The organism is Streptomyces sp. NPDC091289 (assembly GCF_044757365.1).
GTDB lineage: Bacteria > Actinomycetota > Actinomycetes > Streptomycetales > Streptomycetaceae > Streptomyces.
This window is the reverse complement of record NZ_JBIVUT010000021.1, coordinates 1-20,118: the sequence shown is the minus strand read 5'-3', so window position 1 is coordinate 20,118 and position 20,118 is coordinate 1. Positions and strand designations below refer to the sequence as shown.

Below are 20,118 nucleotides of genomic sequence, written 5' to 3'. Positions count from 1 at the left end.
CGTGGACGGTGATCCGCGCCCCGGGGCTCAGAGGCCCGCGGGGAGGTTCCGCCAGAGCTCCGAGCGGTCCCGGGCGCCCTTCAGCGCTCGGAGAATCACCTCGGGTGGTGCGGCGTAGACCACTGGATAGTCGATTTCATCGAACTCTTCGCGCACCACCCACGCCAGTCGCTCCTTCTCCGTCGAGAACTGTGCGTCGATGCCCGGTTTGTTGCCCCGGGGGTCCACCCGCGACCAGCGGTCGTGACCGGGCAGGCGCACCGCGACCAGGCCGTGGAGCACCGGGTCGGCTCCGGCATCGTCGGTGAGCCGCTGGTAGCAGAGCCCGGCCGGGACACCGTGGGCCCGGAGCAGTGCGGTGAGCGCGATGGACTTGGCGTAGCAGATGCCGTTACGGGTGGCGAGGACGTCGGAGGCGCGCCAGGTGACGCGTGGATCGCCCGAGTCGGCGGAGTGCGGGATGGTGTCGCGTACGTACTCGAAGGCGGTGCGGGCGTATGTGTATGCGTCGTCGGCCTCCCGGGCCAGGTCGGCCGCCGTCTCCCGCACCCGGGGATGATCGTGGTCGACGGCCTCGCCGACGGCCAGATACGCGGCGATGTCCGGGTTCTGCTGGATCAGTTCCATGACTCCGGAGCGTACGAAGCGGCCGACCAGGCATCAATTGATTTCCGGTCGGCCGCATACTCACGCATGGCGGGGCGGGTGTACTACCGCGCCATTTCTTCCTTCAGTGCCTGGAGGAAGGCGTCGACGTCGTCCTCGCCGGTGTCGAACGCGCACATCCAGCGGACGTCCCCGGCCGCCTCGTCCCAGAAGTAGAAGCGGAAGCGCTCCTGGAGCCGCTCGCTGACCGCGTGCGGCAGCCGGGCGAACACGGCGTTGGCCTGGACCGGGTAGAGGATCTCCACCCCGTCGATCGCCCGGACGCCCTCGGCGAGCCGCTGGGCCATGGCGTTGGCGTGCCGGGCGTTGCGCAGCCACAGGTCCTTGGCGAGCAGCGCCTCCAGCTGGACGGAGACGAAGCGCATCTTGGAGGCGAGCTGCATGGAGAGCTTGCGCAGGTGCTTCATCGCCCGGACCGCGTCCGGGTTCAGCACGACGACGGCCTCGCCGAAGAGCGCACCGTTCTTCGTGCCGCCGAAGGACAGCACGTCGACGCCGACCGTGTTGGTGAACGTCCGCATCGGCACGTCCAGGGAGGCGGCGGCGTTGGCTATCCGCGCCCCGTCGAGGTGCACCTTCATGCCGCGCTCGTGGGCGTGGTCGCAGATGGCGCGGATCTCGTCGGGGGTGTAGACGGTGCCCAGCTCGGTGTTCTGGGTGATCGAGACGACCTGCGGCATGGCCCGGTGCTCGTCGTCCCAGCCGTACGCCTGCCGGTCGATGAGCTCGGGGGTGAGCTTGCCGTCCGGGGTGGGCACGGTGAGGAGCTTCAGCCCGCCCATCCGCTCGGGCGCACCGCCCTCGTCCACGTTGATGTGCGCGGACTCGGCGCAGATGACGGCGCCCCAGCGGTCGGTGAGCGCCTGGAGGGCCACCACGTTGGCGCCCGTGCCGTTGAAGACCGGGAAGGCCTCGGCGGTGGGGCCGAAGTGGCTGTGCATGACCCGCTGGAGGTGGCCGGTGTAGTCGTCCTCGCCGTAGGCGACCTGGTGGCCGCCGTTGGCGAGCGCGATGGCCGCGAGAACCTCCGGGTGCGCGCCGGCGTAGTTGTCACTGGCGAAGCCGCGTACCTGCGGATCGTGGTGACGTCGCGCATCGGTCCTCACGGTTGCGGGGTCAGCCACAGGCGCTTTCCGTTCACTTCGGGGGCGGGCTTGTCCCAGACGTCGGCGATGGCCCGGGCCAGCTCCGTGACGTCGGTGAAGCCCGCGAACTTCGCATTCGGGCGCTCGGCGCGCATGGCGTCGTTCACCAGTGCCTTGACCACCAGGATCGCAGCAGCGGTACGCGGTCCGTCCTCGCCCCCCTCCTTGCGGAAGGCGTCGCCGAGCGCGAGGGTCCACGCCTCGGCGGCGGCCTTGGCGGAGGAGTAGGCGGCGTTGCCGGCGGTGGGCTTGCTGGCCCCGGCGGCGCTGATCAGGAGGTAGCGGCCCCGGTCGCTGCGCTGGAGGGCCTCCTGGAAGGCCAGCGTGGTCGACTGGACGGTGCGGATGAGCAGCTTCTCCAGGGCGTCCCAGTCGGACAGGACGGTCTCCTGGAACGACTTGCTGCCGCGCCAGCCGCCGACGAGGTGGACCAGGCCGTCGATGCGGCCGAACTCCGCCTCGGTGCGCTTGGCCCAGTCCCGGGTGGCGTCGAGGTCGAGCAGGTCGACGGTCTCGCCGGTGACGGTCGCGCCCCCGTGGGCGTACCGGGCGGCGTCCACCGCCTCGGCGAGCCGTTCGGGGTTGGCGTCGCATCCGACGACCGTCGCGCCCGCCTCGGCGAGCCGCAGCAGCGTCGCGCGGCCCGCGGGGCCGGCCGCTCCGGCGACCGCGACCACGGCTCCTTCGAGCGCACCCGTCCCCTCGCCCGTGCCGTTTCCGTTCATGGCCACCGCCTCCTCAGGAGAATGGTTCACGCGGCTGCCCGCTCGTCGTTCGCCGCGGTGATTCCCTTGGTGGAGGCAATCACGTGCTTCAGCTTCTTGGCGAGCGCCTCATAGAACATGCTCAGGGGAAACTCGTCCGGAAGCACGTCGTCGACGAGCTTGCGAGGAGGAAGTGTGAGGTCCAGGGCGTCGGGGCCCTTGGCCCAGCGGGATCCCGGGTGCGGGGCGAGATAGGTGGAGACCAGGTCGTACGCGGCGAACCAGTGGACCAGCTTGGGGCGGTCGATGCCGTCGCGGTAGAGCTTCTCGATCTCACCGCAGAGCTGGTTGGTGACCTGCGGGGCACGGTCCCAGTCGATCTTCAGGGTGTTGTCGGTCCAGCGGACGACGTCGTGCTTATGGAGGTACGCGAAGAGCAGCTGGCCGCCGAGGCCGTCGTAGTTGCGGACGCGCTCGCCGGAGACGGGGAAGCGGAACATCCGGTCGAAGAGCACCGCGTACTGCACGTCACGGCCGTGGGCGTTGCCCTCGGACTCCAGTTTCACGGCCTCCTTGAAGGCGGTGAGGTCGCAGCGCAGCTCCTCCAGGCCGTACATCCAGAACGGCTGGCGCTGCTTGATCATGAACGGGTCGAACGGCAGGTCACCGTGGCTGTGGGTGCGGTCGTGGACCATGTCCCACAGGACGAACGCCTGCTCGCAGCGCTGTTGGTCGCCGATCATCTCGCGGATGTCGTCGGGCAGCTCCAGGCCGAGCAGCTCGACGGAGGCCTCGGTGACGCGGCGGAAGCGGGCGGCCTCGCGGTCGCAGAAGATGCCGCCCCAGCTGAAGCGCTCGGGGGCCTCGCGCACGGCGATGGTCTCCGGGAAGAGCACCGCGGAGTTGGTGTCGTAACCCGAGGTGAAGTCCTCGAAGGTGATGCCGCAGAAGAGCGGATTGTCGTAGCGGTTCGCCTCCAGGTCGGCGAGCCACTCGGGCCAGACCATCTTGAGGACGACCGCTTCGAGGTTGCGGTCGGGGTTGCCGTTCTGCGTGTACATCGCGAAGACGACGAGGTGCTGGAGGCCGTCCGCCCGGTCCTTCGCGGGCTGGAAGGCGAGCAGCGAGTCCAGGAAGTCGGGGACGCGGAAGCCGTCGGCGGCCCAGCGGCGCAGGTCGGTGACGAGCGCACGGTGGTAGGCGACGTCGTGCGGGAGGAGCGGGGAGAGCTCCTCGACCGCCGCGATCACCCGGTCGAGGACCTGTTCGACGGTGGCCGGGGACGGGGCGCCCTCGGCCTCGAAGTCGATGGATCCGTCCTTCGACTGCCAGGGGCGGATCTCCTCGACGGCATCCTTGAGCACAGGCCAGGCCGGGTGCTCGACCACCCGCTGGGCCGTAGCTATCGTGCCGTCGGTGGCATGCTGCACAAGAATTTCCGTCATAACACTTCCTCCACGGGAGAACCTCGCGTGGATTCACCGTAGCCGTGCGGGGTTCCTCCCGACAAGTGGGGGCCTGAAAATTATCCTGCGTACCCCCCATGGTCACCGCTGTTTTTCCTGCCGTATCCCGGGTAGGCGTGCAGTTCCCACAGCCTCGCGCGGGAACCGGCGACCGGGCCCGCACGGCGGGGGACATCGCGGGCCGGGGCCGCTACCCTCCCCAGTGCCGTATTGCCGCAACCTCCGCGCGGGCAGGAGCAGTCGACGGACCCCCGCCGACGGAAACGAGGTCGCCTTGTCATTTCTCACCCTGGGTCATCGCGGAGTGATGGGCGTCGAGCCCGAGAACACGCTGCGCTCCTTCGTCCGCGCCGAGGCGTCCGGGATGGACGCGATCGAGCTGGACCTCCACCTCAGCAAGGACGGCGCGCTCGTCGTGATGCACGACACGGAGGTGGACCGCACGACGGACGGGACCGGGCCGATCGCGGCCAGGACCCTGGCGGAGCTGCGCGAGCTCGACGCCGGTCAGGGCGAGCGGATCCCCGTCTTCGAGGAGGTGCTGGACGCCGTGTCCTCCCCGCTCCAGGCGGAGATCAAGGACGTGGCGGCGGCCCGCGCGCTGGCGGACGTGATCCTGGAGCGCGAGCTCGTCGAGCGGGTGGAGGTGTCCTCGTTCCACGACGAGGCCGTCACCGAGATCGCCCGGCTGGTGCCCGGTGTACGGACGGTGCTCATCGCCAGCCGCTGGGGCGCCGACGTGGTGGACCGGGCGAAGGCGGCGGACGCGGCGACGCTCGCGCTGAACATCCGCCGCCTCACCCTGGAGGTCGTGGAGCAGGCGCACGCCGAGGGCGTGAAGGTGATCGGCTGGGTGGTGAACACCCAGGACCAGCTGCGCCTCGCGCGGGCGCTGGGCCTGGACGGCGCGACGACCGACTTCCCCGAGATCCGTCGCGCCGGACGCTTCACGGCCTGAGGGCGGGCGCCCTCAGGCGCTTCCCCGATGCCGCTTTGCCCTCAGGCGCTTTCCCTTCAGGCGCTTTCCCCGATGTCCTTGACGAGCAGTTCGAAGGCCAGGTCGTCGCGCTGCGGGATGCCGAAGCGCTCGTCGCCGTACGGGAACGGAGTGAGCACTCCCGTACGGCGGTAGCCGCGGCGCTCGTACCAGGCGATCAGGTCCTCGCGCACCGAGATCACCGTCATGTGCATCTCGCCGACGCCCCAGGACTCCCTGGCGATGCGCTCCGCCTCGGCGATGATCAGCTTGCCGAGGCCGCCGCCCTGGAGTCCGGGCCGGACCGCGAACATCCCGAAGTAGGCGGCGTCGCCCCGGTGTTCGAGCTGGCAGCAGGCGACGAGCTCGCCGCCGCGCTCGACCGCGAGGAGCCTGCCCGCCGGAGCGTCGAGGACCTCGCGCACCCCCTGCTCGTCGGTCCGCTGCCCCTGGATGATGTCGGCCTCGGTGGTCCAGCCGGTGCGGCTGGAGTCCCCGCGATAGGCGGACTCGATCAGGGCCACCAGCGCCGGAACGTCGCCCCCGGTCGCGTCGCGGAAGGTCAGCCGGGCCGCGTCGGGGGGCGTGGCGGTGTCCATGGTGGGGCTCTCCGTCTCTGTGCTGCCGTACGTGCGGTCGAGAGTAGCGCGACCCGGAGCGCCCCCGGCGAGCCCCGGGCGCACCCCCTTCACACCCCCGTGCGCCGGGTTCGGCGGCGGCCGCCCGGGCATCGATGGAGTCGACCCGTAACAGTGCGTACGTCCGACCGGGGGGAGGCGCGCCGTGCACGGAGGGGCCCCGACCGGCTGGCTGCTGATGGCGTTGTGCGCGGTGAGCGGCGCCTACTGCCTGCTGCGCACCCGCGCGGGGACGCCGCAGGAGCGCAGCACCGCACGTTCGGAGGCGCTCATGGGCTTCGGCATGGCGGCGATGGCCGTTCCGGCGGCGGTGCTGTCGCCCCCGGACTGGGCCTGGGCGGTGTACGCGGTGCTGTTCGGCGCGGCGGCGCTGCGGGCACTGCGGCCCGCCCTGCGCGGCGGCCACCACCGGCACCACCTGGTCGGCTCGCTGGCCATGGTCTACATGGCAGTCGCGATGGCCCCGGCGGTCACGGGGAGCGGCGGGGGCGGGCATGCCGGGCACGGGGCGGGCGGCGGCGGAGCCGGAGGCATACCCCTGCTGACCGGGGCCCTGCTCGTCTACTACGCGTTCTACGTGCTGGGCTCGGCCGGCCGGCTGCTGCCCGGGACGGCTGTGGTCCCGGCCGGCGGTACGGGCATCGCCGGGCGGGGCCCGGGAGGTTTCGGGGGCGGGACGGACGGCCGGCCCGAGCTCACGACGGCCTGCCGGCTGACGATGGGCATCGGCATGTTCGCCATGCTGCTCACCCTGTGAGACAGGAAGTGGGACAGAACCCCCGGCAAACCGTGGTCTACGTCACTTGCCGGTCGAGGCCGTACCCCGGCCGACCCGCCCCTCCTAAGCTGAAGCCATGCTGGTCTCCCTCGCGCTGCTGCTGCTCGGTGCACTGACCGCCCTGGTGACCCCGCGCCTGATGGCGCGCGCCCGGTGGCCGGAGCGCGAGCCGGTCGTGGCCCTGTGGGTCTGGCAGTGCGTGGTGGCCGGGGTCCTTCTGTCGTTCGCCCTGTCCATGACGTTGAGCGCGGCCGCCGCCTGGCAGGCGGTGCGCGGCCATGTCTTCGCCCCCGCCCCGCACGCCGTGGTCGAGGCGTACGCCCTGGCGGCGTACGGGCCGTGGTCGGCGGTCATCGCGGTGCTGCTGGCGCTGGGCGGGCTGTGGACCGGCGCGATGCTCCTGCGGGAGATCCGGCGGGCGCGGCGTCGCCGCAAGCAGCGCCGGGCGGAACTGCTGGTGCGGGCCCCGCTGATGCCCGGCGAGGAGCCCGGCGCCGACCGTCTCGTGGTGCTGGAGGGCGAGCGCCCCGACGCCTGGTGGCTGCCCGGCGCGGCTCCGCAACTCGTCATCACCACCGCCGCGCTGGGCCGCCTGAAGGGCCGTCAGCTCGATGCCGTGCTCGCCCATGAACAGGGACACGCCCAGGCCCGGCACGACTGGCTGCTGCACTGCTCGTCGGCGCTGGCGGTAGGTTTTCCGCAGATCCCGGTGTTCGCCGCGTTCCGCGACGAGATGCACCGGCTGGTCGAGCTGGCCGCCGACGACGTGGCGTCACGCCGCTTCGGCCGGCTGACGACCGCGCTCGCCCTGGTCGGACTCAACGAGGACCGCGGGGTGTTCGGCCCCTGCCCCACCCCGCACGCCCAAGTGCCCCTCCGGGTCAACCGGTTGCTGGCCCCGGTCGACCGGCTGACGGCGGGCCGCAGGATCCGGCTGACGGCCGCCGCCGCGCTGGTGCCGGTCATCCCTGTGGTCGTGACCTTCGTCCCGGGGCTCCGCGCACTGGGGTAGTCCCCGGGTCACGGGTGCCCACCCGGCGCGGGGTTGGCCCCCGGGCGTCGTCCTCCGCGAGGATCACCCCATGTCCTCCCCCCTCCCCCGCCCGCCGGACCGCTCCCCCCGCATCGCGGCCGCCCGGTGGACCGGAGCCGTCGTCGCGGCGTCCGTGGTGCTGCTCGTGCTGGTGGCGGTGCGCTGGCCGCCGCTGATGTCCCTGGACCGGGCGGTCGCCGACGCGCTGCACCGGCACGCGGTGGCCGATCCCGGTCTGATCCGGGTGAACCGGGTGCTGACCGACTGGGTGTGGGATCCCTTGACCATGCGCGCCCTGATCGCGGTGGTCGTGGTCGCCCTGTGGTGGCGCGGCGCGCGCCTGCTCGCTCTCTGGGTGGCCGCGACGAGCCTGCTCGCCTCCCTTCTCCAGCAGGGGCTCAAGGCCGTGGTGGGCCGGGAGCGCCCGCAGTGGCCCGATCCGGTGGACACGGCGCAGTACGCCGCCTTCCCCTCCGGGCACGCCATGACGGCGGTCGTGAGCTGCGGGCTGCTCGTCTGGGTGCTGCGGCTGTACGGTGCGGGCCCCGGCGCCCTGGGCGCGGCGCTGGCCGTGGCGGTCGTCTCGACGGTGGGTGTGGCGGCCACCCGGGTGTATCTGGGGGTGCACTGGCTGACCGATGTCGTGGGCGGTGCGCTGCTGGGGGTGGCCCTGGTCGCGTTGACCGCCGCCGGGTACGCCCGGTACGCGGCGCCCCGGGTTCCGGCCGCGGAGAACCGGACCCCGCGGGCCTGAGGCCTGGCCAGGGTGCTCTTGTCGGCGCGGGGACGGACAGGGAAGGATCGCCCCCATGGTGATCAAAGGCGCGCTGTTCGACTTCTCCGGAACCCTGTTCCGTATCGAGCCGGTCCGTGACTGGCTCGCCGCTGTCCTGCGCGAGGAGGGCGTCGACGTAGCGCCGGAGGATTTCGAACGGTACGTGAGCGGGCTCACCGCGGCCGGCGCTCTCCCGGGCGGCCCGCCTCCGGTCCGGGTCCCGGAGGAGCTGGCCGACGCGATGGCGCGCCGGGATCTGACCGCCGCTCTGCACCGCGAGGCGTACACCGGTCTGGCCCGGGGCGTCGCCCTGCCCGGTCCGGGGCTGTACGACGCGTTGTACGACCGCCATATGCGGCCGGAGGCCTGGCAGCCCTACCCGGACGCCGTCGAGGTGCTGACGGGACTGCGGAGGGCGGGGATCGCGGTCGGTGTGGTCAGCAACATCGGCTGGGACCTGCGCCCGGTCTTCCGCGCACACGGGCTCGACGCCCTGGTCGAGGCCTACGTCCTGTCCTTCGAGCACGGGCTCCAGAAGCCCGCCGCGGGACTGTTCCGTATCGGCTGCTCGCTGATCGGCCGGGATCCGGCCGACGTGGTCATGGTCGGTGACGACCGGAACGCGGACGGGGGCGCGGCGGCCCTGGGCTGCGAGGTCCGGTTCGTGGACCATCTGCCGGTGTCGGAACGGCCCGACGGCCTGCGTTCGCTGGGGCTGGTCCCCCGCTGAAGCCCACAGCGAAACAGGGAAAGCGGATCGGGGTGTGAGGCATATCCCGCCACGGAAGGGGTAAGGGCAGTCGCTCGTGGCCGTAGCCTGGGGGACATGTCCCCGATGCCGTCGTCCCTGTCCGCCCGTTCCGCAGCCGAGGTCAACGCGGAGATCCGCGACCTGTGGCAGCGCTCGGGCGGGTCTCTGACGCCACAGGACGAGGCGGACTACCAGCGACTGCTGGTGGAGTGGGCCGCCGCCACCGGCGGAAGCGTCCGCGCCGCCGCCTGACCGTCGCACCCCCGACTCCGTGGCCGGAGGCAGACGGGGGGGAATCGCGCCCGATCCGGCGATCCCCCGCGTCGCCGGATCCGGGCGCACCCTCGGCGTGCCACGTGGGACACGGCCGTGGACCGCGCCGGGGACCGGAGTTGCGGAGCCCGCCGTCGCAGGGATCCAGCATGTCCCGACCCGGCTCATCGGTCAATGAATTTCCGGCTCCGCACGCACCGGGGCCGGTGCCGCACGGGCGGATGACCGCCCGGGAGACACCGGCCCCGGAATGCGTGACGGGTCGGCCACGGAACCCGCTGACGGATCAGCGGCGGAAGTAGTCCGGCTGCGTCTGCACGTTGAGCTCGTCCAGCTTGACCCGCTTGGCCGGGTCGGTGCGCTTGTCGTCGAGCTTCAGCACGTCGAAGCCCTTGGCGATGTCGCTGGAGTAGATGTGACCGTTGTAGTAGTACGCCGACCAGGGGCCGGCCGTGGTGACCTGGTCGAGCGTGACCGGGCCGCGCTCGAAGAAGGCGATCTCCTTGGGCTTGGCCGAGTTGGTGAAGTCCCATACGGAGATGCCGCCCTGGTACCAGGCCTGGACCATCAGGTCGCGGCCCTTCACCGGGATGATCGAGCCGTTGTGGGCGACGCAGACCTCGGCGTCGGCCTGGTGGCGGTCGATCTTGAAGTAGCTGCGGAAGACCAGCTTGCGCTTGTCGCCCTTGCCGACGATGTCGTAGATGCCGTCGGCTCCGCGCTCGGGACCGATCTCCTCGTTGCAGGTGGCCGCGCCGCCGCCGCCGAGCTCGTCGGTGAAGACGACCTTGTTCGCACCCTGGTTGAAGGTCGCCGAGTGCCAGAACGCGAAGTTCACGTTGTCCTGGACCCGGTCGATGATCTTCGGGCGCTCCGGGTCCTTGATGGAGAACAGCAGACCGTCACCCATGCAGGCTCCGGCCGCCAGGTCCTTGGACGGCAGCACCGTGATGTCGTGGCAGCCGGTCGTCTGGGAGACGCCCGGGTTCTCGGGCGCACCCGGGTTGCCACCGTCCGGGAAGAGCACCGGGAAGTTGACGATCCGGGCCTTCTGCGGCGCCTTGAGCGGCACCTTGATGATGGAGATCCCGTCGTGCGGCGGCTGGCAGTCCGGGAACGTCGCGTTGGGCGCGTACGAGGAGACGTACACGTACACGTTCTTCTTGCCGTCCGGCACCAGCGTGTGCGTGTGGGAACCGCAGGCGGTCTCCACGGCGGCGATGTACTTCGGCTGCCGCTTGTTGCTGATGTCGAAGATCTTCATGCCCTCCCAGGAGGACTTCTCCGTGGCGGGCTGGGAGGTGCTGGAGCAGGAGTCGTCGCTGCGCGAGGAGTCCGTCGACAGGAACAGCAGGTTGCCGGAGACCGAGATGTCGTTCTGCGAGCCGGGGCAGAGCACCTGGGCGACCGTCTTGGGCTTCTTCGGCTTGCTGATGTCATAGATGACGAAGCCGTCGTAGTTGCCGACGAAGGCGTACTTGCCCTGGAACGCGAGGTCCGTGTTGGTGCCCTGGAGGGCGCCCTTCGGCACATTCGTCAGGTGCTTGATGTTCGGGCTGTGGACGATCTCGTCCACGCCCGGTATGTCACCGCCGGCTATCGCGGCCCTGGCCTCGGCCTGCTCGCTCTTGGTGACGGAACCGCGGTCGACCGGGGCGTCGCCCGGATCGGGGGTCGCGGCCGCTGTGGTGGCCGTCAGCAGCGTGGCGAGGAGTCCGGCCGCGGCTGCCACCGCGCCCAGACGTCTGCGCCGCACGCGGGTGGTGTGCAACGAGGTCACTGCGTCCTCCCTTGTATCCGTTCGGGGTTGCGAACGGTTCATGAACCCCCGGCAGTATCGTCCCTCCCATGTACACATCAACAGATGGCAACACAGACGTAATGAAAGTTTTTGATCTTCGGCCCGTGGAAGCGTGTTAGGACGGTCTGCAACAAACCATGTGGCACAGGAGGTCGCCGTGTTGATCCATCGCCGGTCCGCAGCTTCGCGCTCAACCGCTCTCGCGGCGGCGGTGGTTGCCGCCGTGCTCGCCCTGGGAGCCTGTGACGCGGACAGCGGTGACGGAACGTCGGACAAGGCCAAGGACGCAGGTCCGGGCGTGGTCGCGCCCGGCAGACCGGGCGAGCCCGCCCGGACGCTCTCCGCCGAGGAGGCCGTCAAGGAGGCCGGCCAGGACACCGCCAACTCCGCGGACTTCCGCTACGCGCAGATGATGATCGAACACCACGGGCAGGCGCTCGTGATGACCGAGCTCGTTCCGGAACGAGCCTCCTCCGCCACCGTCAAACGGCTCGCCGAGCGCATATCGGCCGGTCAGAAGCCGGAGATCGGCGCGATGGAAGGATGGCTCAAAAGGAACGGCGGCGATCGGCGCAAGCAGCAGCACGACCACGCCGGGATGCCCGGCATGGCGACCGACGCGCAGCTGAAGAAGCTGCGCGCCGCCGAGGGCAAGGCCTTCGACAAGCTCTTCCTGGAGCTGATGATCACCCACCACCAGGGGGCGATCACCATGGCCACGGAGGCGCTCACCGAGGGCAACGACGTCATCGTCGAGGAGATGGCGAGCGATGTGGTCGCCCAGCAGACCGTGGAGATCAACCGGATGCGGTCGCTGATGACCTGAGCCCGTCCACTGCCCCGATCCGCCCTTCGGTGCCATCCTGGAAGCAACCTCCGGGAAGAGGTGCGCCGTGCTCTCAGTCGCCGTCGTCGGTTCCGGCCCCAGTGGGGTCTACACCGCCCAGGCCCTGCTCCAGCAGTCGCTCGTGCCCGATGTGCGCGTGCACGTCCTGGACCGGCTGCCCACCCCGTACGGACTCGTGCGGTACGGGGTGGCCCCCGACCACGAGAAGATCAAGTCGCTGCAGAACAGCCTGCGGACGGTGCTGGAGGACGAGCGGGTCACCTTCGTGGGCAACGTCGGCGTCGGCGGGGCAAGTGGGGCCGGTGGGGCCGGTGTGGTCTCCCCCGCCCGGCTCGCGGAGCTGTACCACGCGGTCGTCTACTGCGTCGGGGCGTCGGCGGACCGCCCGCTTGCGGTGCCGGGCGAGAGCCTGCCGGGCAGCTACTCCGCCACCCGCTTCGTCTCCTGGTACAGCGCCCACCCGGACATCGGCGCCGATCCGTTCGCCCTGGACGCCCGCTCGGCCGTCGTGATCGGCGTGGGCAACGTGGCGGTCGACGTGGCCCGGATCCTGGCCCGCGGCGCCGGCGAACTGCGGACCACCGATGTGCCCCGCGCCGCGCTGAGCGCGCTGGAGGCCAGCCGGGTGCGCGATGTGCATATCGTGGGCCGGCGGGGCCCCTCCCAGGCCCGGTTCACCACCAAGGAGCTGCGGGAGCTGGGGGCCCTGCCCGGGGCGCGGGTGGTCGTCGACCCGGCGGAGCTCGCGCTCGACCCGGCGTACGCGGCTCCGGACGGCCTGCCGGGGTCGCCCCCGTTGCCCGCCGTGGTGCGGCGGAACCTGGCGGTCCTGCGCGGCTGGTCGGCGGACGGGGCGGCGGAGGGGCCTCCCTCCGCCGCCGGGACCGCGCGCCGCATCCGGCTGCGGTTCTTCCTGCGGCCCGTGGAGCTGCTGGAGCGCGCCGGGCGGGTCGCCGGGGTGCGGTTCGCCCGGACGGCTCCGGACGGCGCGGGCGGGGTCCGGGACACCGGCGGTTACGAGGACATCGAGGCGCAGCTCGTCCTGCGGGCGGTCGGCTATCGCGGGGTGGAGCTGCCGGGGCTGCCCTTCGACCCGGCGCGCGGCACGGTGCCGCATGTGGCGGGCCGGGTGCTGCGGGAGGGAGTGCCGTCGCCGGGTGAGTACGTGGCGGGGTGGATCAAGCGGGGGCCGACCGGGGTGATCGGCTCGAACCGCTCCTGCGCCAAGGAGACCGTGGCCTCGCTCCTGGAGGACGCGGCCGCGCTGACGCGGCGTACGGCGGCGGACGATCCGCTGGCGGTACTGCGCTTGTGGGGGCTGCGGCCGGTGGAGTGGGCCGGCTGGCTGTCGATCGAGCGCGCGGAGGCGGAGCTGGGCCGTTCGCTGGGGCGCGGCCCGGTGAAGATCCCCGACTGGCCGGGGCTGCTGGCGGCGGCCCGGAACGGGGACAGCCGAGGGGCATGAGGGGCAGCCCGCGCTTGCGGTCCCGACCGCTGCGTGGCGCCCCGCGCTGTCGCTCGTGAACCGCCGAGGGGCGCCCCGCGCTCTCTCACTCCCGGGTCGCCACCACCAGCCGGGCCCGGGGGCTTCCGTCGGGGCGCGGGCCCAGTTCGGTCAGCGCCATCAGCCGCACGACGAATCCGGCCTGGGTCAGGTCCTCCAGCACATCGCCGAGCCGGAACGTGCGGTAGTACATGACGAACTGCGGCCGCCACAGGGCGTTGCGCACCCGCATCGCCGCGTCGAAGCCGAACAGCGACCAGTAGGCGCGCGATCCGACCGGGGGCGGTGCGGCGATCGGGAAGACGAACTGTCCGCCCGGCCGGAGGGATCCGTACACCTCGGCGAAGAGGCCGAACCGTTCGGCGGGCAGGAAGTGGCCGAACGCGCCGAAGCTCAGGGCGAGATCGAAGGCGGGCGCGAAGGGCAGCGAGCGGGCGTCGGCCCGTACCCAGTCCACCGCCGGCCCCTCGTCGGCCGCACGTCCCTCGCCGGTCGCCGGGTCCGCCGGACCGTCGCTCCCGGGCGGGAAGGCGGCCCGGGCCTCGGCGAGCATGCCCGCGCTGAAGTCGACCCCGACCGCCCGTTCCCGGCACAGCTGCCGGAGTACGCCCATGCCCGCCCCGGTGCCGCAGCAGACGTCGAGTCCGGTGTCGAAGGGGCCGAGCTCACGCACCGCCCGGGTGACGGCGTCGAGCACGCGGTCCGGTGTGCGGTAGGGCGTCCGGTCGAACTTCGGGGCGAGGAGGTCGTAGCCGCGCTCGGTCGAGGAGAGCGCCTGGACGGCCAGTTCGCGCACGGTGGGGCCCTGCTCGGGGTCCTGTTTGGTGAACATCACGGGCCACCCTACCGACGCGGCGCACCCCCTGCGGCCACCCGCTGCCGCGTCGCCCGATGTGGGGCCCCGCCCGCGTCAACGACCCCCGGGAAGTCGCCGCTTGAGGGTGATGGCCGTATCCGCGGCGTACGCCTGGGTCCAGCTGCGGCCGGCCCCGGACTTCCAGGTGACGTGGACCGTTGAACCGTCGGTCCGGGCGCTCTCCACGGTCATGGCCCGGTCGCCGTCGCGCACGTCGCCGCGGCGCAGTTCGCCCGCCGTGACCGTGACGGGACGCTCCCCGGGCGCGTTCTCGGTCTCCTCGGCCGCCCGGAGGAGTACGGCGGCCAGCTCGCGGGCCGCCGCCGGGGTGCAGGACCAGACGAGGTCGCCGGCCGGGGGCGAGAGCCGGATGCCGACGCGGGGGCCCCGGTCCGCCTCCCCCGCCTCCCCCGCCTCTCCCGTCTTCCCCGCGGCGACCGCGCCCGGCGCGGCCTCGCCCGCGGTGACCGTGACCGGCACCGGGTGGCCGTCGGCGTCCGTGATCCCGCTGCCCATCGTCGTCTCCTCGGTGTCCCTGTCCTCGGCCGCGTCCGGGCCGTCGTCCGGCCGTCGCACGGCCTCCGCCAGGATGTCAGCACCCGGCGGCGGGGCGCGCGAGCGGGGCCGGCGACATGCCTCGCGCCGACCGGGAACGCCCGGCGGGACGGGCTCAGGTCCGGTAGACGTCCAGCCGGCCGCACATGCCGAACCTGCCGTGCGCGGAGGGCCGTTCGGCGTGGACGCGGGCGTCGGCGAGGTGGCCGGCGTCGCCCCGGTCCAGCGCGTCGAGCTGGCCGGCGGTGGCGGTGGCGGCCGTCGCGGCCCCCTTCTCCCAGCGGGCGCGCCACTCGGGCACCCGGGAGCGGACGAGCGCTGCGGCGGCCCGGTGGAACGCGGCCAGCGGCTCAGGGTCGCCGTCCTCCACCGCTTCGCGCAGGGCGAGGAACCCTTCCACGGCGAGGTCGCGCCGGGCCCGCGCCGCCCGCTCCTGCACGGCCTCCTCGGCGTCCACGGGCAGCGCCGCCGCCGCGCGATAGGAGTCGGGGCCCGCAAGGCAGTGGGGTGGCAGGGTGAGCACGGCGTCACCGGCCTCGGGCAGCCCGCTGTTCTGCATGAGCACGATGACGCGCAGCCCGTCCTCGTTGACCAGGCGGTGGACGGCGCCCGGGGTGAACCACACGAGCGCGCCGGGCGTCAGCGGCGTCTCCCGGAATCCGGCGGCCGTGAGGGTCTGCACGGAACCGCTGCCGCCGACCACCACGTACCCCTCCGAGCAGGTCAGATGCAGATGCGGGGTGCCCCCGCGCAGCCCGTCGGCGGCGGGCCAGTCGTAGACGCTCAGGTGGGAGACGGCGACGGCGCCGGGCAGTCCTTCGAAGGTCACCACGAGTGCTCCTGGGTCGGGGCGGAACGGGCCTCTCGACAGGGGCGAGAGCAAGCGCTTTCTATCGCTTCCGAACGCTAGGGCCGCCGCCGGACGCCGGTCAAGGGCGGCGAGGGCCGCGAGGGCGGTGGGCGTGTGCGCGGGCAGCGAGGGCGGTGGGCGTGTGCGCGGGCCACTGTCAGTGGCCGGGTGCAGACTGGCACTGTTCCGGCACAACGGCGTATCGGGAGGTCCAGGACCATGACCGACGTACTGCTCACCGCAGGCACCCGCAAGGGTCTGTTCATCGGCCGCAGACGCGGTGGGACCTGGGAGATCACGGGCCCGCACTTCAACGCGCAGGCGATCTACTCGGTCGCCGTGGACACCCGGGGCGGCACCCCGAGAATCCTGGTCGGCGGGGACAGCGCCCACTGGGGGCCGTCCGTCTTCCACTCCGACGACCTGGGCGAGAGCTGGGTCGAGCCACGGCAGCCCGCGGTCAAGTTCCCCAAGTCCACCGGGGCGTCGCTGGAGCGCGTCTGGCAGCTGCACCCGGCGGGCCCCGAGGCCCCGGACGTGGTCTACGCGGGCACGGAGCCGGCCGCGCTGTTCCGTTCCGAGGACCGGGGCGAGTCGTTCGAGCTGGTCCGGCCGCTCTGGGAGCACCCGACCCGCTCGCGGTGGGAGCCGGGCGGCGGTGGCGAGGGGCTGCACACCGTCCTGACCGACCCCCGGGACGCGAAGACCGTGACCGTCGCCGTGTCGACGGCGGGCGTGTTCCGGACCAAGGACGGCGGTGCGAGCTGGGCCCCGTCGAACAGGGGCGTCTCCGCGGTCTTCCTCCCGGACCCCGACCCGGAGTTCGGCCAGTGCGTCCACAAGGTCACCCGGGACGCGGCCGACCCGGACCGGCTCTATCTGCAGAACCACTGGGGCGTGTTCCGCAGCGACGACTCCGGCGACCACTGGAGCGACATCGGCGCGGGCCTGCCCTCCGACTTCGGGTTCGCCGCCGTCGCGCACCCGCACCGCGGCGACACGGCGTACATCTTCCCGATCAACGCCGACGCCGACCGGGTCCCGGCGGAGCACCGCTGCCGGGTGTTCCGTACGACCGACGCGGGGCACACCTGGGAGCCGCTCACGGAAGGCCTGCCGGACGGGGCGCACTACGGCACGGTGCTGCGGGACGCGCTGTGCACCGACGACGCCGATCCCGCCGGGGTCTACTTCGGCAACCGCAACGGCGAGTTGTACGCCAGCGCGGACGACGGGGACAGCTGGCAGCAGCTCGCCTCGCATCTGCCGGACGTCCTGTGCGTGCGGGCGGTGGCGCTCGGCTGACGGCAGTTGATCGGAGTGGTCGTATCAGCAGTAGAGTGCGGGCCGTGGCAGCACGACCGTTGAAAGAGATCATCGAGCCGGGGTGGGCCGACGCCCTCGAACCCGTCGCCGAACGCATCGCCGCTATGGGCGACTTCCTCCGCGCGGAGATCGCCGCGGGACGCACGTACCTGCCCTCCGGGGCTCATGTACTGCGGGCGTTCCAGCAGCCGTTCGAGGAGGTGAGAGTGCTCGTCGTCGGTCAGGATCCGTATCCCACCCCGGGACACGCGATCGGGCTGAGCTTCGCGGTGGCCCCCGACGTCCGGCCGCTGCCGGGCAGCCTGGAAAACATCTTCCGGGAGCTGCACGCGGATCTGGGACTGCCCAGGCCGTCCAACGGCGATCTCACACCGTGGACGCGGCAGGGGGTGCTGCTGCTCAACAGGGCGCTGACCACCGCGCCCCGGCGGCCCGCCGCCCACCGGGGCAAGGGCTGGGAAGAGGTGACCGAGCAGGCCATCAAGGCGCTGGTGGCCCGGGGCACTCCGCTGGTGTCGGTGCTGTGGGGGCGCGATGCCCGCAATCTGCGCCCGCAGCTGGGCGACTTCCCCGCGATCGAGTCCTCGCACCCCTCCCCCATGTCCGCGGACCGGGGCTTCTTCGGCTCACGGCCGTTCAGCCGCGTCAACGAACTGCTGGAGCGCCAAGGGGCCCAGCCGGTGGACTGGCGGCTTCCGTGACCCGTCCTCCGGCGTCGTCCACCCCGACAACGCCCGCCCCGGCCGGAAGCGTCCCGGCCGGGCGCGGCGCGTATGTCCTCGGGGTCGACTCCGGGGGATCCGGGCTGCGGGTGGCGCTCGGCCGGACGGGGCTGTCCGGGCCCCTCCCGACGACGCCGCTCTTGACGACGGTCTGCGCCGAGCCGGTGCGGACGGGGCCCGGCGGCATCGACGCCGGACATCTGCTGGCCCAGCTGTTGCCCGCCGCCCGGGAGTTGCTGGAGCGGGCGGCCGCCTCCGCGTCCGACGACGCCCCGGCGGGCGAGGTCGCGGCGGGCGAGGTCGCGGCGCTGGCGATCGGGGCGGCCGGCATGGCCACCCTGGGCGAGCGGTTGCGGGCGGAGCTGCCCGGTGCGCTCGCGGACGCGCTGGGGGTACGCCGGCTGGCGCTGGCCGCCGACGCGGTGACGGCCTACGCGGGCGCGGTGGGACAGCGCCCCGGGGCGGTCGTCGCGGGCGGCACGGGCATGATCGCCCTCGGTACGGACCTGACGGAGTGGCACCGGGCCGACGGCTGGGGTCATCTTCTGGGTGACAGTGGCGGCGGCGCGTGGATCGGCCGGGCCGGGCTGGACGCGGCGATGCGGGCCCACGACGGACGGCGTGGCGGTTCCCCCGCACTGCTGGACCGGCTGCGGGCCGTGTTCGGGCCGGCCGAGGCGCTGCCGGGGCTGCTCTATCCACGCTCCGACCGGCCGGCCGTGCTGGCCTCGTTCGCCCCGGAGGTGGCGGCGTGCGCCGGAGCGGATCCGGTCGCCGCGGGCATCCTGCGGGCGGCCGCAGGACATATCGCCGAGGCGGCGGCGGCCGTCTGCCCGACGACGGGGCACCCGACGGCCGACGGCACGGACAGCGAGGGCAGCGAGCTCCGCGCGGTCGGCGAAGTGGCCCTGACGGGCGGCCTGTTCCGGATGGGTGAGCCGCTGATCGCGCCCCTACGCGAGGAGCTGGCGCACCTCCTGCCGGGGGCTCGCGTGACGACGGCGACCGGCGATCCGCTGACCGGCGCACTCCGGATCGCGCATGCCCTGGCGGCCGGGGATCTCCGCTTGCCGCGCCACCCGACGATGCTGTTCGTGCCCCGGGAGCACGAGACCGGGCAGCGCGTCGGAACGGCGGAACAGGACGAGCCACGGACGGGGTGACGGACAGGGAGCCGGAAGGGAATCGGACCGGGAATCGGGCGGGGCCCGGGCGGGGCCCGGGCGGGGCCCGGGCGGGGCCCGGGCGGAACAACGACCCGACAGACAGGGACACTCCGGTGGTACATCACTCATCGGACATAAGCGGATAGTTAACGCTCGACCGGACCCTCCCCGAACAGAGGGGCAGGCAAAACCAGTAGCATGCGGCGCCATGAGCACCCCCACTGGGCCCGCTTCCGGCCTGCCTGTACGAATGCCGCGACCTCGCCAGTCCGGACGGCACCGCCGCCCGGAGCCCGTGGTCGCACCCGAGGGCGCTGCCGCGCTCGTTCTCGCCGTTCCCGGTACCCCTTCTTCGGCCACGCGCAGTCTGGCCGAAGAGGTGATCAGCATCGCCCGTTCCGAGCTGCCCGGCCTCAACGCCCGGATCGGCTACCTCGACGGCGACGATGCCGAGTACCCGACCCTTGTCACCGTTCTCGCCCACACCGCCGCCGAGCGCGTCGCGCGCTTCGAGCAGGCCGTCGCCGCCGGGCGTGAGGTCGCCGAGCCCACGGGTCCGCCCGCCGTCGTGGTCCCGCTGCTCGCGGGTCCCGACAGCGCGCTGATCCGGCGGATACGGCAGGCCGTGATGGACAGCGGTACCCAGGCCGAGCTGACCGATGTGCTCGGCCCGCACCCGCTGCTCGCCGAGGCCCTGCACGTACGGCTGTCGGAGGCCGGTCTCGCGCGCGCCGACCGCGCCCGGCTGTTCACCGTCGCCACCGCCGCCGACGGCATCGTGCTGGCCACCGTGGGCGGCGAGGAGGCCGTGCAGGCCGCCGGGATCACCGGCATGCTGCTGGCCGCCCGGCTCGCCGTGCCGGTGATGGCCGCCGCGCTGGACGTGGAGGGCTCGGTCGCCTCGATCGCGGAGCAGCTGCAGGGCTCCGGCTCCGCGCAGCTGGCGCTGGCGCCGTACCTGGTGGGCCCGGAGGTCGACCCCGGCCTGCTGGACGCCGCCGCGAAGGAGGCGGGCTGCGCGACGGCCGAGCCGCTGGGCGCCTACCCGGCGATCGGCAAGCTCGTACTGTCCCTGTACGCCACGACGCTGGGCATCACGCCGGCGACGCCGCAGGGCGCGCAGGGAGCTCAGGCGCACTGACCGGACGCCGTCGCCGGCGGGCGGCGGCTCGGGAAGCCGGACAGGGCCGCGGGGGGCGCCCGCGCGGGGTGGGCGCGGGCGGGCCGCGCGGGGGGGGGGGGGGGGGGGGGGGGGGGGGGGGGGGGCCCCCCCCCCCCGGCGCCGG

21 protein-coding genes are annotated in these 20,118 nt (G+C 72.9%); 12 read left to right on the top strand and 9 right to left on the bottom strand.

The genetic code is table 11. From position 1 onward, the window contains the following. Nucleotides 1-27: 27 nt before the first annotated feature. The 4 genes from ACIQPT_RS26540 to ACIQPT_RS26525 all read right to left on the bottom strand — a co-directional run bounded on the left by ACIQPT_RS26540 (nt 28) and on the right by ACIQPT_RS26525 (nt 3,960). On the bottom strand, nt 28-627 hold the full coding sequence (locus ACIQPT_RS26540; RefSeq protein ID WP_401159187.1) for a transglutaminase family protein: 600 nt from the start codon (nt 625-627) through the stop codon (nt 28-30). An 83-nt stretch (nt 628-710) separates the two neighbouring features. Next, nucleotides 711-1,772: a threonine aldolase family protein gene (locus ACIQPT_RS26535; RefSeq protein ID WP_401159415.1), complete on the bottom strand. Its 1,062-nt coding sequence runs from the start codon at nt 1,770-1,772 to the stop codon at nt 711-713. Further along, a complete protein-coding gene (locus ACIQPT_RS26530; RefSeq protein WP_401159186.1) occupies nt 1,769-2,536 on the bottom strand; it encodes an SDR family NAD(P)-dependent oxidoreductase in 768 nt (255 codons plus the stop codon). The genes ACIQPT_RS26535 and ACIQPT_RS26530 overlap by 4 nt, the downstream gene beginning before the upstream one ends. A gap of 26 nt (nt 2,537-2,562) precedes the next feature. Continuing rightward, nucleotides 2,563-3,960, bottom strand: a complete 1,398-nt coding sequence (locus ACIQPT_RS26525) for a DUF6421 family protein (protein ID WP_401159183.1) — start codon at nt 3,958-3,960, stop codon at nt 2,563-2,565. A 295-nt stretch (nt 3,961-4,255) separates the two neighbouring features. Here ACIQPT_RS26525 and ACIQPT_RS26520 point away from each other — a divergent pair, with 295 nt between their 5' ends. Beyond that, entirely contained in the window at nt 4,256-4,939 is a 684-nt protein-coding gene (locus ACIQPT_RS26520) for a glycerophosphodiester phosphodiesterase (RefSeq protein ID WP_401159181.1), read from the top strand. 56 nt (nt 4,940-4,995) lie between these two features. Here ACIQPT_RS26520 and ACIQPT_RS26515 read toward each other — a convergent pair whose 3' ends face one another. Then, entirely contained in the window at nt 4,996-5,556 is a 561-nt protein-coding gene (locus ACIQPT_RS26515) for a GNAT family N-acetyltransferase (protein ID WP_401159179.1), read from the bottom strand. 184 nt (nt 5,557-5,740) lie between these two features. Between ACIQPT_RS26515 and ACIQPT_RS26510 the strand changes: the two genes are divergently transcribed. From ACIQPT_RS26510 to ACIQPT_RS26490, 5 genes are all read left to right on the top strand, one after another. Beyond that, a complete protein-coding gene (locus tag ACIQPT_RS26510; protein WP_401159177.1) occupies nt 5,741-6,352 on the top strand; it encodes a DUF5134 domain-containing protein in 612 nt (203 codons plus the stop codon). A gap of 97 nt (nt 6,353-6,449) precedes the next feature. Continuing rightward, nucleotides 6,450-7,385, top strand: coding sequence for a M56 family metallopeptidase (locus ACIQPT_RS26505; RefSeq protein ID WP_401159175.1), 936 nt, complete (start codon nt 6,450-6,452; stop codon nt 7,383-7,385). 70 nt (nt 7,386-7,455) lie between these two features. After that, the gene (locus ACIQPT_RS26500) at nt 7,456-8,160 is read left to right on the top strand and encodes a phosphatase PAP2 family protein (protein WP_401159172.1); all 705 of its coding nucleotides are present in this window, start codon (nt 7,456-7,458) and stop codon (nt 8,158-8,160) included. 55 nt (nt 8,161-8,215) lie between these two features. Then, the gene (locus ACIQPT_RS26495) at nt 8,216-8,911 is read left to right on the top strand and encodes an HAD family hydrolase (RefSeq protein ID WP_401159170.1); all 696 of its coding nucleotides are present in this window, start codon (nt 8,216-8,218) and stop codon (nt 8,909-8,911) included. A 96-nt stretch (nt 8,912-9,007) separates the two neighbouring features. Next, nucleotides 9,008-9,184 (top strand): hypothetical protein, encoded by a 177-nt coding sequence (locus ACIQPT_RS26490; protein WP_401159167.1) that lies wholly within the window; start codon nt 9,008-9,010, stop codon nt 9,182-9,184. 307 nt (nt 9,185-9,491) lie between these two features. Here ACIQPT_RS26490 and ACIQPT_RS26485 read toward each other — a convergent pair whose 3' ends face one another. Continuing rightward, a complete protein-coding gene (locus tag ACIQPT_RS26485; RefSeq protein WP_401159165.1) occupies nt 9,492-10,985 on the bottom strand; it encodes an LVIVD repeat-containing protein in 1,494 nt (497 codons plus the stop codon). A 160-nt stretch (nt 10,986-11,145) separates the two neighbouring features. On the opposite strand from ACIQPT_RS26485, the gene ACIQPT_RS26480 reads away from it, so the two are divergent. Further along, nucleotides 11,146-11,832 (top strand): DUF305 domain-containing protein, encoded by a 687-nt coding sequence (locus ACIQPT_RS26480; RefSeq protein ID WP_401159163.1) that lies wholly within the window; start codon nt 11,146-11,148, stop codon nt 11,830-11,832. Between the two features lie 67 nt (nt 11,833-11,899). Next, the gene (locus ACIQPT_RS26475) at nt 11,900-13,318 is read left to right on the top strand and encodes an FAD-dependent oxidoreductase (RefSeq protein ID WP_401159162.1); all 1,419 of its coding nucleotides are present in this window, start codon (nt 11,900-11,902) and stop codon (nt 13,316-13,318) included. A gap of 85 nt (nt 13,319-13,403) precedes the next feature. Here the strand turns inward: ACIQPT_RS26475 and ACIQPT_RS26470 are convergent, their stop codons facing one another. The 3 genes from ACIQPT_RS26470 to ACIQPT_RS26460 all read right to left on the bottom strand — a co-directional run bounded on the left by ACIQPT_RS26470 (nt 13,404) and on the right by ACIQPT_RS26460 (nt 15,600). Then, the gene (locus tag ACIQPT_RS26470; RefSeq protein ID WP_401159160.1) at nt 13,404-14,189 is read right to left on the bottom strand and encodes a class I SAM-dependent methyltransferase; all 786 of its coding nucleotides are present in this window, start codon (nt 14,187-14,189) and stop codon (nt 13,404-13,406) included. Between the two features lie 78 nt (nt 14,190-14,267). Continuing rightward, a complete protein-coding gene (locus ACIQPT_RS26465) occupies nt 14,268-14,729 on the bottom strand; it encodes a hypothetical protein (RefSeq protein ID WP_401159414.1) in 462 nt (153 codons plus the stop codon). Nucleotides 14,730-14,883: 154 nt separating this feature from the next. Beyond that, nucleotides 14,884-15,600, bottom strand: a complete 717-nt coding sequence (locus tag ACIQPT_RS26460; RefSeq protein WP_401159158.1) for a cupin domain-containing protein — start codon at nt 15,598-15,600, stop codon at nt 14,884-14,886. A gap of 237 nt (nt 15,601-15,837) precedes the next feature. Between ACIQPT_RS26460 and ACIQPT_RS26455 the strand changes: the two genes are divergently transcribed. From ACIQPT_RS26455 to ACIQPT_RS26440, 4 genes are all read left to right on the top strand, one after another. Then, nucleotides 15,838-16,923 carry a WD40/YVTN/BNR-like repeat-containing protein gene (locus tag ACIQPT_RS26455; protein WP_401159156.1) on the top strand — a complete coding sequence of 362 codons (1,086 nt, stop codon included), beginning with the start codon at nt 15,838-15,840 and terminating at the stop codon, nt 16,921-16,923. A gap of 44 nt (nt 16,924-16,967) precedes the next feature. After that, nucleotides 16,968-17,645 (top strand): uracil-DNA glycosylase, encoded by a 678-nt coding sequence (locus ACIQPT_RS26450; RefSeq protein WP_219577698.1) that lies wholly within the window; start codon nt 16,968-16,970, stop codon nt 17,643-17,645. Then, on the top strand, nt 17,642-18,829 hold the full coding sequence (locus ACIQPT_RS26445; protein WP_401159154.1) for an N-acetylglucosamine kinase: 1,188 nt from the start codon (nt 17,642-17,644) through the stop codon (nt 18,827-18,829). Before ACIQPT_RS26450 ends, ACIQPT_RS26445 begins: the two co-directional genes overlap by 4 nt. 211 nt (nt 18,830-19,040) lie before the next feature. Next, the gene (locus ACIQPT_RS26440) at nt 19,041-19,973 is read left to right on the top strand and encodes a sirohydrochlorin chelatase (protein ID WP_401159152.1); all 933 of its coding nucleotides are present in this window, start codon (nt 19,041-19,043) and stop codon (nt 19,971-19,973) included. The last annotated feature ends 145 nt before the right edge of the window (nt 19,974-20,118 follow it).